Here is a 13,829-nt window from a genome sequence, read left to right as displayed (position 1 = left end):
GTGCCATGCCAGCAGCCCCCAAGGTCTTCGGAATCATCCTCGCCGGCGGCGAAGGGAAGCGGCTGATGCCGTTGACCGCGGATCGCGCAAAGCCCGCCGTCCCGTTCGGAGGCCAGTACCGGCTCATCGACTTCGCGATCTCGAACCTGATCAACTCGGGTCTGAGGCAGATCGTGGTGCTGACGCAGTACAAGTCCCACAGCCTCGACCGTCACATCTCGCAGACGTGGCGGATGTCCGCGCTCCTGGACTCCTACGTCACCTCGGTGCCCGCGCAGCAGCGCCTGGGCAAGCGCTGGTTCTCGGGATCGGCGGACGCCATCCTGCAGAGCCTCAACCTCATCAACGACGAGCAGCCCGACATCGTCGTCGTGATCGGCGCCGATCACGTCTACCGCATGGACTTCCGGCAGATGCTCGCCGCCCACATCGAATCAGGTGCGCGCGCCACGGTCGCCGGCATCCGTCAGCCGATCTCGCTAGCGAATCAGTTCGGTGTGATCGACGTCGACCCCGAGGACCCGGTGCGCATCCGCGAGTTCCTCGAGAAGCCACAGAACGCGGTGGGCCTGGCCGATGCACCCAACCAGGTGCTCGCCTCGATGGGCAACTACATCTTCGACACCGACGCGCTCATCGAGGCCGTCGAGTCCGACGGGGAGCTGCCGACGTCGAACCACGACATGGGCGGCGACATCATCCCCTACTTCGTGGACCGCGGCGAGGCCGGCGTCTACGACATGAACCGCAACGACGTGCCGGGTTCGACCGACCGCGACCGCTACTACTGGCGCGATGTGGGAACCATCGACTCGTTCTTCGACGCGCACCGCGATCTCATCTCGACGCTGCCGGTGTTCAACCTGTACAACATGGACTGGCCGATCCACTCGCAGGCGGTCAACTCCCCGCCCGCGAAGTTCGTGCGGGATTCCGTCGGCCGCATCGGCAACGCGATCGACTCGATCGTGTCGCTCGGGTCGGTGCTGTCGGGCACGCACCTCGAGCGCAGCGTGGTGGGTCCGTGGACGCTCGCCGGCGGCGGGTCGACGATCACCGACTCGGTGCTGTTCGACCACGTCCACGTCGGTGCGGGCGCGCGCGTGCACCGCGCGATCCTCGACAAGAACGTGGTGCTCGAGGACGGCGCCACGGTCGGCGTCGACCGCGACAAGGATCTCGCGCGCGGCTTCACGATCACCGACAGCGGCATCACCGTCGTCGGCAAGGGGTTCCGCGTCGAGCGCTGACACACGGCGGGAAGCGACATCCGGTCCGGCTAGCGTGGGAGTATGCCTGCCGCGCCCGCCCGCTTCCTCGTCGTGCTCGACGCCGACTCCACGCTCATCCGCAACGAGGTCATCGAGCTGATCGCCGACGAGGCCGGACGCGGCGCCGAGGTCGCGGCGGCGACGGAGGCCGCGATGCGCGGCGAGGTCGATTTCGCGACCAGCCTGCGCTCCCGCGTCGAGGCCCTCGAAGGGGTGCCGGTCGCGGCGTTCGCGCGTGTGCTGGCGCGCATCGAGCCCACGCCGGGCGTCCGCGAGCTGATCGCGGCCGTGCACCAGCGCGGCGGCGCTGTGGGCGTGGTGTCGGGCGGATTCCACGAGATCCTCGACACCGTCGCCCCCGGCCTCGGGGTGGACGTGTGGCGCGCCAACCGGCTCGCGACGCGGGACGGCGTGCTGAGCGGCACCGTGGACGGCGGGATCGTGGATGCTGCGGGCAAGGCCGCCGCCCTCCGCGAATGGGCCGACGAGCGCGGCGTGCCACTCACCCGCACCCTCGCGATCGGCGACGGCGCCAACGACCTCGAGATGATGGCCGTCGCCGGTCTCGGCGTCGCCTTCAATGCGAAGCCCGCGGTGCGCGAACGCGCCGACCTGGTCGTCGGTCCGGTCGACCTCGCCGAGGTCATCCCGCTGCTGCCTTAGTCGCGCCGCACGGCCGCGTGCGGGGCTGTTCCGATGTCGGGCGCCGTCGGTAGCGTCGAAGCATGCACATCATCCTCGTTCCCGGGCTGTGGCTCGACGCGTCGTCGTGGGGCGACGTCGACCCCGCGCTCGAAGCCGCCGGCCACCGCACGCACGCGCTCACCATGCCGGGGGTCGGCGCCTCCGGAACGGAGTCCGCGGGCATCGGCATCGCCGACTGGATCGCGGCGACGGTCGCGCAGATCGATCGCCTCGACGGCCCCGTCGTCCTCGTCGGTCATTCGGGCGGAGGCAACGTCGCTTACGGCGCCGTCGATGCGCGGCCCGACCGCGTCGCCCGGGTCGTCTTCCTCGACACCTTCCCGCCCGGCGACGGCGGCTCCATCTCCGAGTTCCCGGTCGTCGACGGGGTCATCCCGTTCCCCGGCTGGGACTTCTTCGACGAGCCCGACATCGCCGACCTCGACCCGCAGACGCGGGCGGAGGCGGCGGCGCGCGCGAAGTCGGTGCCCGAGCGGGTGCCCACCGATCCGATCCGGCTCACCGATGAGCGACGGCGCGCCGTTCCGGCGACGATGATCACCGGCACCGTGCCGGAGGCGCAGATCCGCGAGATCATCGCGGCGGCACCGCCCTGGGCGACCGAGCTCGCCGCCCTCGAGCACCTCGACATCATCGAGCTCGGCTCCCCCGGAGACCCGACGGGCCACTGGCCGCAGTTCTCACGGCCGGGCGCCGTCGCCGAGGCGATCCTGCAGGCGATCGGCTGAGAACGCCGACGTCGCGCGCGGTGCGGCGGTCAGTGCCCCATGCCGAGGCCGCCGTCGACCGGGATCACGGCGCCGGAGATGTAGGCCGCGTCGTCCGAGGCGATCCACGTCACGACGCCGGCCACCTCGTCGGGCGACGCGAAGCGCCCGGCGGGGATGTTCTTCTTGTACTCGGCCTGCGTGTCGTCCGAGAGCTCGGCCGTCATGTCGGTCTCGATGAATCCGGGAGCCACGACGTTCGCCGTGATCCCGCGAGCGCCGAGCTCGCGGGTGAGCGAGCGCGCGAACCCGACGAGGGCGCTCTTCGAGGCGGCGTAGTTGATCTGACCGGCCGAGCCGTACAGCCCGACGACGCTCGAGATCAGCACGACGCGGCCCCAGCGGGCGCGCAGCATCCCCTTGGAGGCGCGCTTGACGACGCGGAAGGCGCCGCCGAGGTTGGTCGCGACGACGCTGTCGAAGTCGTCCTCGGTCATGCGCAGCAGGAGGGTGTCCTTCGTGATGCCGGCGTTCGCGACCACGATCTCGACCGGGCCCAGCGTGTTCTCGACCTCGGTGAAGGCGGCGTCGACGGCTGCGGCATCCGTCACATCCGCCCGCACGGTGAGGGTGCCCTCGGGACCCTCACCGGAGCGCGCGGTGACGGCGACCTTGTAGCCCTCGGCGACGAAGCGCTCCGCGATGGCGCGGCCGATGCCGCGGTTTCCGCCGGTGACGAGGACGACGCGATCGGTGGACATGGTGGCACTCCCGGGGGTTGTGGCGGATCCGCACCAGCCTACCGGCGGCGCCCCGATCGGCCGGCGTGTTTGACACCCCCGCCGCGGCGCTGGGACTCTGGTCCCAGACATCGAAGAAAGGCCGCCCCGTGAGCGACAACACCCCGCAGAACCCCGCACCGGAGCCGGGCTCGTACCCGCCGGTTCCGCCCGCTCCGGCGGCGGATCAGCCCGCCCAGCCCGCTCCGGGCGCCTACCCGCCGCCCGCTCAGGGGGCGTATCCCCCGCCCGCCTACGGCGCGCCCGCCGCTCCTGCGTACGGCAGCGCTCCCGCGTATGGCGCGGCGCCCGCCTACGGCTCCGCTCCCGCGTACGGCGCTGCCCCCGGCTACGGCTACGGCGCCCCGGCCAAGACCAACACCCTCGCGATCGTGTCGCTCATCGCGTCGATCTCGAGCTTCGTGATCCTCCCGTTCATCGGCTCGATCGTGGGTGTCATCACGGGCCACATGTCGCTCAACCAGCTCAAGACGAGCGGCGAGCAGGGGCGCGGTATGGCGCTGGCCGGCACCATCGTCGGCTGGGTCGGCCTGGGCCTCACGATCATCGGCATCATCGCCGCGATCGCGTTCTTCGCGTTCTTCGCGTCGGTGTACCAGCAGTACGGCACGTACTCCTGAATCCGCTCGCCCCGGGACCCGTTCCCGGGGCGATCACGCGGTGCAACCGGCGTACCCTGGAAGTACCGTGAAGAGTTCGAGCCACGCCCCGTCGGCGACATCCCTGCCGCGTTCCCCGCGCGACGACGTCGACGCGCGCTCGACCCGCTACCTGATCACGATGGGCATCCGCGTCGCGTGCTTCATCCTCATGGTGGTCATCACGCCCTACGGCTGGTACACGTGGGTCTTCGGCGCCGCGGCGATCTTCCTGCCGTACATCGCCGTCGTCTCCGCGAACGTCGGCCAGGAGGCACGGCGCAACCGCCGCGAGGATCCCGAGCCCGCGCTTCCCGCCGCACCCACGACCGCTGCAACCGGAACCCCGGTGATCCGCGTCGAGGAGACCCGGGCGATCCCGGCGGATGACAAGCGCACGGACGAGAAGCCCACCGACGAGGCGGACCCGACCGCATGAGCGACGCCGGACCCGACCAGGTCGCCGACGCGGTCTGCTCGCGCGCAGGGTGCCGCGCCGCCGCGCTCTGGCGCATCGACTGGCGCAATCCCCGCATCCACGCCGAGGACCGCCGCAAGACCTGGGTGGCGTGCGACGAGCACGTGGGATACCTCCGCGAGTTCCTCACCGCACGCGACTTCCCGGTGACAGTCGCCCCGCTCGCCCCGACGGAGGCCGCCCGATGAGCCCCCGCTCCGTGAGCATGCAGAACCTCCCCCGCGCGGGCCGCTGGGCGATCTACATCGCCCTCGCCGTCGTGTTCGCGATCGCGTGCGCCTTCCTGTCGAACTGGCAGTTCACGCGCAACCAGGAGCGCTCCGGACAGCTCGCGCTCGTCGCCGAGAACTACGACGCCGTCCCGGTGCCGCTGGCCGAGCTCCTCCCCGCCGACGGCGACTTCTCGCCCGGTGACGAATGGCACCCGGTGACCCTGACCGGCACGTACCTGACCGACGAACAGCTTCTGGTGCGCAACCGCCCGCACGGCGGAACCTCGGCCTTCGAGGTGCTCGTTCCCTTCCGCCTCGACGACGGCCGCGTGCTGCTGGTCGACCGCGGGTGGGTGCCGCCGGGCCAGGACCAGCCCGTCCCCGACGCGATCCCCGCTCCCCCGTCCGGCGAGGCGACCGTGATCGTTCGTCTGCGTCCAGGCGAGGCCCTGCCGTCGTCGGGTCGCTCGGCGCCCGAGGGACAGGTCCCGACGATCAACCTCGGCCTCGTCGCCGACACGATCTCGCCCACCGCCGGCGAGGCCCTCGAGCAGAGCGCCTACGGCGTCACGGTGTCGGAGGACCCGGCACCGGCGACCGCGCCCAGCGCCCTCGAGCCCCCGTCGGACGACCCCGGGCCTCACCTCTCGTACGCGATCCAGTGGATCCTGTTCGCGGTGATGGGCTTCGTCTTCATCGGCTACGTCATCCGCACCGAGCGCCGGCACCGTCGCGAGGACGCGGAGGACGCCCAGTCGGAGGAAGGCGGAACGGATGCCTCGGCTCCCGCGCCGCCGGCACCGCGCCGTCGCCGCGACCGCGACGCCGAAGACGAGGACGCGCTTCTCGACGCCGCCGGCCGCTGAGCCCGACTGCTCGCTGTCGGGCTACGCGAGGGTGACGAGGTCCGCGTAGTCGCGGCCCCAGATGTCTTCGACGCCGTCGGGGAGGATGAGCACCCGCTCGGGGTTGAGCGCCTCGACCGCACCCTCGTCGTGCGACACGAGCACGACCGCACCCTCGTAGTGGGCGAGCGCGCCGAGGATCTCCTCGCGCGAGGCGGGGTCGAGGTTGTTCGTGGGTTCGTCGAGCAGCAGCATGTTCGCCGACGACACGACGAGGGTCGCCAGCGACAGGCGCGTCTTCTCGCCGCCGGACAGCACGCCGGCGGGCTTGAGCACGTCGTCGCCGGTGAACAGGAACGAGCCGAGCACCTTGCGGGCATCGGTGGCGGTGATGTCGGGCGCCGCCGACATCATGTTCTCGAGCACCGAGCGCGACACGTCGAGGTTCTCGTGCTCCTGGGCGTAGTAGCCGATCTTGAGGCCATGGCCGGGCTCGAGCTGCCCGGTGTCGGGCTGGTCGACCCCGGCGAGGATGCGCAGCAGCGTCGTCTTTCCGGCACCGTTCAGGCCGAGGATGACGACCTTCGAGCCGCGGTCGATCGCGAGGTCGACGTCGGTGAAGATCTCGAGCGACCCATAGGACTTGGAGAGACCCGAGGCCATGAGCGGCGTCTTGCCGCAGGGCGCCGGCTTCGGGAACCGCAGCTTCGCGACGCGCTCCTCCTGGCGCACTTCGTCGAGGCCCGCGAGCATCTTCTCGGCGCGCGCCACCATCTGGTGGGCCGCGGCGGCCTTCGATGCCTTGGCGCCGAACCGGGCCGCCTGCTGCTGCAGGACGGTGGCCTTCTTCTCGACGTTGGCGCGCTCCTTCTTGCGGCGCTCCTCGTCGGCCACCCGCTGGCGCAGGTAGTTCTTCCAGTTCATGTTGTAGACGTCGATGACCTGGCGGTTCGCGTCGAGGTAGAAGACGCGGTTGACCGTCTCGCCGACGAGCTCGACATCGTGCGAGATCACGATGAGCCCGCCCTTGTAGCCCTTGAGGAACTCGCGCAGCCACACGACGCTGTCGGCGTCGAGGTGGTTCGTCGGCTCGTCGAGGATCATCGTCTGCGCGTCCGAGAACAGGATGCGCGCGAGCTCGATCCGGCGGCGCTGACCACCCGACAGGGTCTTGAGCGGCTGGTCGAGGATGCGGTCCGGCAGCGAGAGATTGTGGGCGATCGAGGCCGCCTCGGCCTCTGCCGCGTAGCCGCCGAGCGCCTCGAAGCGCTCGGTGAGGTTCGCGTACTTGCGCATCGCCTTCGCGGCGACCGCCTCGTCGTCGTCACCCATCGCGAGGGATGCCTCGTGCATGCCGATCGCGAGCGAGCCGAGACCGCGGGCATCGAGGATGCGCGTGCGGGCCAGCATCTCGGGGTCGCCCGAGCGAGGATCCTGCGGCAGGTAGCCCAGTTCGCCCGAGCGCTCGACCTTGCCGTCCGCGGGGATGAGATCGCCCGCGAGGACCTTGGTCAGCGTCGTCTTGCCGGCGCCGTTGCGGCCGACGAGGCCGATCTTGTCGCCGTCGGAGACGCGGAAGGAGACGTCCGACATGAGCACGCGGGCGCCCACGCGGATCTCGAGGTCGTGCACGGCGAGCACAGCGGAAGTCCGATCCGTCGATGGAGATGGGGAGGTGGCCGAACGGCCAGCCTCCCAGTATACGGGGCCGCCTTCGTCGGCGTTCGCCGGAATACCTCCGCAGAGGGACCCGGTCGATACCGCAGAGGGATGCCCCGGGCGACACCGCGCGCATACCGTGCCCGAGTGGATGTCATCACCGACCTCGTGCTGCAGGCCGTCGCCTCCCCCTGGCTGTACCTGGCGATGTTCGCCGTCGCGGTGATCGACGGGTTCTTCCCGCCCGTGCCGAGCGAGACGGTGCTGGTCGCGTCGGCGGCGGTGGCAGCATCCACCGGCCGTCCTGATCTGGTCGTGCTGGGTCTCGTCGCCGCCGCGGGAGCAGCGGTCGGCGACAACATCGCGTTCGCCATCGGGCGGCGCACGGGCAGCGCGAGGTTCGCGTGGATGCGGCGGCCCCGCGTCGCCGCAGCGCTCGCCTGGGCGGGCGCCGCGCTCGACCGCCGCGGCGCCGGGCTCATCCTCGGAGCGCGCTTCATTCCGGTGGGACGCGTGGCCGTCAACCTCTCCGCCGGCGCGCTCGCCTATCCGTGGCGGCGGTTCGCGCTGCTCAGCGTGGCGGCGGGGCTGTGCTGGGCCGCCTACAGCATCGCCATCGGGCTGCTCGCCGGCGCCTGGCTGAAGGATCAGCCGCTGCTGAGCGCCGCGCTCGGCATCGTGCTCGCCGTGGGCATCGGGCTGCTCGTGGACCGGCTGCTCGCGGTGCGCGCACGCCGGGTCGCGGCATCCGCGTGAACGTCGACGACTGACAGGATGACATCGTGCGCGACACCTCCTCCCCCGTGACGTCCGGATCCCGGATGCGGCGCAGGCCGAGCACCGAGGCGATCGCCTTCGGCGCACTGGCACTCGCGGCGGTCGCGCTCTTCTCCGTGCTCGTGCCCGTGCACAGCGCGCTGTACCTCCAGCCGGCGCCCCTCGCCTTCCTGTTCGGGGCGATGCTGTGCTCCGCCCCGCTCCTGGCCGTGCGGTTCCCGCGCTGGTCGATCGCGATGTGCACCGTGGCGGCCGTCGCCCTGCCCCTGCCCGTCGGCGAGCCCGCGACGACCTGGCCGTGGCCGTGGTCCGTGCCGGCCATGCTCGCCTTCGTCCTCCTCGTCGGAGTCCTCGCGATCCTGCACGGCTGGCGGGTCGCTCTGGTCGCCTGGCTCCTCGGCATCGGGGGCACCCTCGCGGTCGTCATCGCGCTGGCGGCAACGGTGCCCGTGGTCGCGGGGATCGTGAATCTCGTCATCGTCACGTCGGTGTCGGGCGCCGCCCTGCTCGTCGCGGTGCTCGCGGCCAGCCGCCTGCGCGTGGGCGCCGAGCTCACCCGCGAACGCGAGCTGACCGCCCTCGAGCAGTCGCGGCGCGTCCTCGTCGAGGAGCGCACGCGCATCGCCCGCGAACTGCACGACGTCGTCGCGCACGGTATGTCGCTCATCCAGGTGCAGGCGTCGACGGCCCGGTACCGCGTACCGGGGCTGCCGGACGAAGCGGTGCAGGAGTTCGACGAGATCGCCCGGACGGCGCGCGAAGGGCTCACCGAGATGCGGCGGCTCCTGGGGGTGCTCCGCACCGAGGGCCAGCAGGCCGACCTCGCGCCGCAGCAGGGGCTGCGCGACATCCCGGATCTCGTGCAGGCGCTGCGACGCGCCGGCGCCGAGATCGAGGCCGCGCTCACCCCGGTACCGGAGTCGGTGCCGGGCGCAGTGGACATCGCCGCCTTCCGCATCGTGCAGGAGGCGCTGAGCAACGCGGTGCGGCATGCCCCGCAGGCTCCGATCGAGCTGACGGTGGAGGCGGATGCCGCCACCCTGCGCCTCCGGGTCCGCAACGCCCCGTCGAGCGAGGCCCCGAGCCCGGATGCCTCCACGCCGCGGGGACACGGCCTCCTCGGCATGCGCGAGCGCGCAGCGCTCGTCGGCGGCACCGTGAGCGCGGCCGCCGACGCCGACGGCGGATGGACGGTGCGCGCCGCACTGCCCCTCGCCCCGCTCCCGCCCGACCCGACGCCAGGAGGCGCAGCGTGACCATCAGTGTTCTCATCGCGGATGACCAGGCCATGGTGCGGGCGGGATTCGCCGCCCTCCTCGACGCGCAGGACGACATCCGCGTCGTCGGTCAGGCCGCAGACGGCAAGGAGGCGGTGACGCTGTCGGCGCGTCTCGACCCCGATGTCGTGCTGATGGACGTGCGGATGCCCGAACTCGACGGCATTGCCGCGACGCGACGGATCCTGGGTCCGGACTACCCCGCCGCCCACGTCCCGCGGATCCTGATGCTGACCACGTTCGACATCGACGACTACGTGTACGACGCCCTCGAGGCGGGTGCGAGCGGTTTCCTCCTGAAGGATGCCCTCCCGGAGGACCTCGTGCACGCCGTGCGCGTCGTCGCCGCGGGGGATGCTCTGCTCGCACCGAGCGTGACCCGGCGCATGATCGAGCACTTCGCCGCTCGCCGGCCCCGTGCCGGGCGCGCCGGCGCGGCTCTGCGCGAGCTCACCGAGCGGGAGCGCGAGGTGCTCACCCTCATCGGCCGCGGGCGCTCCAACGCCGAGATCGCCGCGGAGCTGTTCATCTCGGAGCAGACCGTGAAGACGCACGTCGGCAAGGTGCTGGCGAAGCTCGGCGTCCGCGATCGCGTCCAGGCCGTGATCTTCGCCTACGACGCAGGGCTGGTCGAGCCCGCCCCCTGATCCCTCCACGGGGTGACGCCACGACGGCACCGTGGAGCGATGCGACAGCGCACACCGCCTCCTTAGCCTTCCCGGGACGCACCCCGAGGAGGGCCTCATGACCATCGTCCGCACCGCCGCCGCGGTTCCGTCCCCCATCGACACGCCGGGCAGAGATCGTGCCATCGACCTCGTCCGCGCCGTCTGCATCGCGGGGGTGGTCGTCCTCCACGCGATGATGGTCGGGGTCGCCGTGACCGACGGCGGCCCGTCCTTCGTCAACGCGAGCGACGGGACCTGGTGGATCGCCCCCCTCAGCTGGGTGCTGCAGGTCATGCCGCTGTTCTTCGTGATCGGCGGGTTCTCCGGCGCGACCGCCCTCCGCCGGGCGCGGCGGCGCGGCCGGGACGGCGTCGACTTCGTCGCCGGGCGGATCCACCGCCTGCTCCTGCCCGCGCTGGTGACGATCGCCACGGTCGGTGCGCTGCTCGCCCTGCTCGCCATCGCGGGCACCCCGGCGGATCTCGTCGCGCTCGCAGGATTCCGCTTCGCGCAGCCGCTGTGGTTCCTCGGGGTCTTCCTCGTCTGCCAGGCGCTGCTGCCGGTGCTTCTCCGTCTGCACGAGACCGCCCCGTTGCGCACCATCGCGCTCCTCGCGGCTGCCGCGGTGGTCGTCGACGTGGTCCGTCTCGGCACCGGCGTCGACGCGTACGGCTTCATCAACCTCGCCTTCGTGTGGCTCGCACTGCAGCAGCTGGGGTTCTTCCTGGCCGACGGACGGGTCGACGCGCTGTCGCGGCGCTCGCGGACGCTGTGGGCAGGAGCGGCGGTCGCCCTCCTCGCGATCTCCTTCGTCGCGGGTGTGCACTCACCGGACCTCGTGGCCAACATCAACCCGCCGACGACGGCGCTGCTGCTCGTGGGCATCGCGCACACGGCGCTGTTCTCTCTTCTCCGCGGTCCGCTGGAGCGACTGGCGAGGCGCCGCGCCCCCGCACGGCTCATCGATGCCGTCACGCCGCGCGCGATGACCGTCTACCTGTGGCACATGCCGGTCCTGCTGTGCCTGGCCGGGTTAACGGCCGCCGTCGCGATGATCACCACGCTGCCGCTCCCCGTGATCGACGGCTCGTGGTGGTGGCTCTCGCGCCCGGCATGGCTGGCGCTCGCGCTCGCCGCGACGGCCGCGGTCGCGTGGCCGCTCGCCCGCATCGAGGCGATCCGGTCGCCGCAGGGCACGCGCTCGGTCGGACGGCTCGGCCTCGCGACCGGCGCCGGAACGGCCGCCGTCGCCCTCCTCCTGGTGACGGGGACCACCGTTCTCACCGCTGCCGTCGCCGTCCTGCTCCTCGTCGCCGCGCTGCGGCTGGCACGCGCGCCGCAGCCGGGGCTCGTAGAAGGCGGACAGCGGATCGGTCGATCATTCGTGGATCCCGTCCAAGAACCCGCCCCGACCTCCCCCTAGGCTGAGTGCCATGTCATCCATCGCCGCCGCTCCGACCGCCTCCGCCGGCACGCGTCGCGTCCTCGCCGACGTCATCGCCCGCCCGTCCTCGCGCGCTCGCGCGTTCGCCCTCGATGCCGGACTCGTCATCGCCGGCGCGACCATCGTCGCCCTCCTCGCCCAGGTCGAGATCCCGCTGTGGCCCGTGCCCATCACGGGTCAGACGCTGGGTGTCATCGTCGTCGGCGCCGCGCTCGGCGCGTGGCGCGGTGCGGCGGCCCTCACGACCTACATGCTCGTCGGTCTCGCGGGACTCCCCGTCTTCGCCGGCTTCACCGGCACCGTCGCCTCGATCGGCAAGCCGAGCTTCGGGTTCGTCATCGGCTTCATCTTCTCGGCGTTCGTCGCCGGCTGGTTCGCCGAGCGCGCGTGGGACCGCCGCCCCGGGCTCGCCTTCCTCGGCTTCGCCGCCGCGAGCGTCGTGCCGTTCCTGTTCGGCATCCCGTACATGGCCTTCATCCTCAACGTCGTGATGGGCCTGGACTACTCGTTCGGCGAGCTGCTCGCCGTCGGCCTCCTCCCGTTCATCCTGGGCGGCCTCATCAAGGCGGCGCTCGCCGCCGCGATCATCCCCGGCGCGTGGGCACTCGTCCGCAAGGCGGACCAGATCAAGAACTGAGACGGATGCCTCGGCCCGAGGCATCCCTCCCTCGAAAGCCCCCGGCTGCACAGCCGGGGGCTTTCGCGTGCAGGGGCCGTGACGCAACGGATTCGCAATCTGGGAAACGGCTGGGTAAGGTTGGCCTTACTGCGCCCTCGCTAAGGGCATCCTTACCTAACACATCCTCGGAGGATTCCGTGCGCCTCAACCGCCCCGCCGCCGCCACCGCGATGCTCGCCGTCGCCGCGATCGCCCTCGCCGGATGCGCCAGCGCGACCGCCGACAACACCGACGACACGGCCGCCGCAGGTTCGGGTGCCGGCTTCCCGGTCACGATCGAGCACGCGTACGGCGAGACGGTCATCGAGTCCAAGCCCGAGCGCGTCGCGACCGTCGCGTGGTCGAACCAGGAGGTGCCGATCGCGCTGGGCGTCGTGCCCGTCGGCATGGCCGAGGTCACGTGGGGCGACGACGACGGCGACGGCGTGCTGCCCTGGGTCGAGGACAAGCTCGAGGAGCTCGGCGCCGAGACCCCGGTCCTCTTCGACGAGACCGACGGCATCGACTTCGAGGCCGTCGCCGACACGCAGCCCGACGTCATCCTCGCCGCCTACTCCGGCCTCACGCAGGAGGAGTACGACACCCTCTCGAAGATCGCGCCCGTGGTGGCGTACCCCGAGGTCGCGTGGGGCACGTCGTACGAGGACATGATCCGTCTCAACTCGCAGGCGCTCGGCCTCGCCGAGGAAGGCGACGCCCTCATCGAGGAGCTGCACGGCGAGGTCGACGCGGCGCTCGCGAACTACCCCGAGCTCGCCGACTCCCGCGTGCTCTTCTCCTACATCGACCCGTCGGACTTCAGCCAGGTCGGCTTCTACACGAGCCTCGACACGCGTCCCGGCTTCCTCGAGGGCCTCGGCTTCCCGGTGCCGGCCGTCGTCGAGGAGGAGTCGGACGGCGTACAGTTCTACACCACCGTGAGCGCCGAGCAGGCCGACCGCTTCGCCGACGTCGACGTGTTCGTCACCTACGGCGACGCGAGCGGCTCGATCATCGCGCAGCTGCAGGCCGACCCGCTCCTGTCGCAGATCCCGGCGATCGCCGAGGGCCGCATCGCGATCCTCGAGGAGGCGACCCCGCTCGCCGCCTCGGCCAACCCGTCGCCGCTGTCGATCGGCTGGGGCGTGGACGAGTACTTCGCGCTGCTCAACGACGCCCTCACGGCTGACTGACCGAGGCCAGGAGCTCGACCGGGTGACTGTCACCGAGACGCGTACGCCGCTGCCGGATGCCGCAACCCTGCGGCGCCCGGCAGCGGTGCGACTGGCGTGGCTCGCGGTGTCGTTCGCGGTGCTCGCGATGCTCTGCGTCGCGAGCGTGGCGTTCGGCGTCCGCGACGTCGCGCTGAGCGACATCCTCGCCGGCCTCGGCGGCGACACCAGCGGGGTCGCACAGGCCGCCGTGGTGGCCCGTATTCCCCGCACCGTGCTCGCGATCCTCGTCGGCGCGGCGCTGGCGATGTCGGGCGCGGCCATGCAAGCGGTGACCCGCAACCCGCTGGCAGATCCCGGCATCCTCGGCATCTCAGGTGGCGCCGCGCTCGCGGTCGTCATCGGCATCGCGTTCTTCGGCATGTCGGACCCCTACGCCTTCATCGCGGCCTCGATCATCGGCGCCGGCGGCGCCGCCGCCCTCCTCTGCACCATCGGCCCCCTCGCCCGGCGCCGGC

General features: G+C 71.7%; 16 protein-coding genes. 14 read left to right on the top strand and 2 right to left on the bottom strand.

Annotated features, from left to right (window positions below; genetic code table 11):
* The first annotated feature begins 5 nt into the window (after window positions 1-5).
* From ACLBXX_RS01120 to ACLBXX_RS01110, 3 genes are all read left to right on the top strand, one after another.
* Window positions 6-1,250, top strand: coding sequence for a glucose-1-phosphate adenylyltransferase (locus tag ACLBXX_RS01120; protein WP_387138066.1), 1,245 nt, complete (start codon window positions 6-8; stop codon window positions 1,248-1,250).
* Window positions 1,251-1,292: 42 nt separating this feature from the next.
* Complete coding sequence (gene serB / locus ACLBXX_RS01115) at window positions 1,293-1,934, top strand: phosphoserine phosphatase SerB (RefSeq protein ID WP_387138069.1); 642 nt, start codon at window positions 1,293-1,295, stop codon at window positions 1,932-1,934.
* Between the two features lie 62 nt (window positions 1,935-1,996).
* Window positions 1,997-2,704 carry an alpha/beta fold hydrolase gene (locus ACLBXX_RS01110; RefSeq protein ID WP_447656466.1) on the top strand — a complete coding sequence of 236 codons (708 nt, stop codon included), beginning with the start codon at window positions 1,997-1,999 and terminating at the stop codon, window positions 2,702-2,704.
* Between the two features lie 29 nt (window positions 2,705-2,733).
* On the opposite strand, the gene fabG is transcribed toward ACLBXX_RS01110, so the two are convergent.
* On the bottom strand, window positions 2,734-3,444 hold the full coding sequence (fabG, locus tag ACLBXX_RS01105) for a 3-oxoacyl-ACP reductase FabG (protein ID WP_447656465.1): 711 nt from the start codon (window positions 3,442-3,444) through the stop codon (window positions 2,734-2,736).
* A 128-nt stretch (window positions 3,445-3,572) separates the two neighbouring features.
* On the opposite strand from fabG, the gene ACLBXX_RS01100 reads away from it, so the two are divergent.
* From ACLBXX_RS01100 to ACLBXX_RS01085, 4 genes are all read left to right on the top strand, one after another.
* Complete coding sequence (locus tag ACLBXX_RS01100; protein WP_387138079.1) at window positions 3,573-4,103, top strand: DUF4190 domain-containing protein; 531 nt, start codon at window positions 3,573-3,575, stop codon at window positions 4,101-4,103.
* A gap of 67 nt (window positions 4,104-4,170) precedes the next feature.
* On the top strand, window positions 4,171-4,560 hold the full coding sequence (locus tag ACLBXX_RS01095) for a DUF3099 domain-containing protein (RefSeq protein WP_387138083.1): 390 nt from the start codon (window positions 4,171-4,173) through the stop codon (window positions 4,558-4,560).
* Window positions 4,557-4,787, top strand: coding sequence for a hypothetical protein (locus tag ACLBXX_RS01090; protein WP_387138086.1), 231 nt, complete (start codon window positions 4,557-4,559; stop codon window positions 4,785-4,787). Before ACLBXX_RS01095 ends, ACLBXX_RS01090 begins: the two co-directional genes overlap by 4 nt.
* Complete coding sequence (locus tag ACLBXX_RS01085; RefSeq protein ID WP_447656464.1) at window positions 4,784-5,677, top strand: SURF1 family cytochrome oxidase biogenesis protein; 894 nt, start codon at window positions 4,784-4,786, stop codon at window positions 5,675-5,677. Before ACLBXX_RS01090 ends, ACLBXX_RS01085 begins: the two co-directional genes overlap by 4 nt.
* 21 nt (window positions 5,678-5,698) lie before the next feature.
* On the opposite strand, the gene ACLBXX_RS01080 is transcribed toward ACLBXX_RS01085, so the two are convergent.
* Window positions 5,699-7,297, bottom strand: a complete 1,599-nt coding sequence (locus ACLBXX_RS01080; protein WP_447656463.1) for an ABC-F family ATP-binding cassette domain-containing protein — start codon at window positions 7,295-7,297, stop codon at window positions 5,699-5,701.
* A 165-nt stretch (window positions 7,298-7,462) separates the two neighbouring features.
* Here ACLBXX_RS01080 and ACLBXX_RS01075 point away from each other — a divergent pair, with 165 nt between their 5' ends.
* The 7 genes from ACLBXX_RS01075 to ACLBXX_RS01045 form a co-directional block, all read left to right on the top strand.
* Complete coding sequence (locus ACLBXX_RS01075; RefSeq protein WP_447656462.1) at window positions 7,463-8,071, top strand: DedA family protein; 609 nt, start codon at window positions 7,463-7,465, stop codon at window positions 8,069-8,071.
* Between the two features lie 26 nt (window positions 8,072-8,097).
* Complete coding sequence (locus ACLBXX_RS01070; RefSeq protein ID WP_447656461.1) at window positions 8,098-9,348, top strand: histidine kinase; 1,251 nt, start codon at window positions 8,098-8,100, stop codon at window positions 9,346-9,348.
* Window positions 9,345-10,016: a response regulator gene (locus tag ACLBXX_RS01065; protein WP_447656460.1), complete on the top strand. Its 672-nt coding sequence runs from the start codon at window positions 9,345-9,347 to the stop codon at window positions 10,014-10,016. The genes ACLBXX_RS01070 and ACLBXX_RS01065 overlap by 4 nt, the downstream gene beginning before the upstream one ends.
* Before the next feature lie 97 nt (window positions 10,017-10,113).
* The gene (locus tag ACLBXX_RS01060; protein ID WP_447656459.1) at window positions 10,114-11,460 is read left to right on the top strand and encodes an acyltransferase family protein; all 1,347 of its coding nucleotides are present in this window, start codon (window positions 10,114-10,116) and stop codon (window positions 11,458-11,460) included.
* Between the two features lie 10 nt (window positions 11,461-11,470).
* Entirely contained in the window at window positions 11,471-12,118 is a 648-nt protein-coding gene (locus ACLBXX_RS01055) for a biotin transporter BioY (RefSeq protein ID WP_447656458.1), read from the top strand.
* A 179-nt stretch (window positions 12,119-12,297) separates the two neighbouring features.
* Window positions 12,298-13,332 (top strand): iron-siderophore ABC transporter substrate-binding protein, encoded by a 1,035-nt coding sequence (locus ACLBXX_RS01050; RefSeq protein WP_387138109.1) that lies wholly within the window; start codon window positions 12,298-12,300, stop codon window positions 13,330-13,332.
* A gap of 22 nt (window positions 13,333-13,354) precedes the next feature.
* On the top strand, window positions 13,355-13,829 hold a 475-nt coding region (locus tag ACLBXX_RS01045; RefSeq protein ID WP_447656457.1), incomplete at its 3' end, for an iron chelate uptake ABC transporter family permease subunit.

Source organism: Microbacterium sp. C23T (genome assembly GCF_053345975.1).
This window is presented reverse-complemented; position numbering and strand designations above follow the sequence as displayed.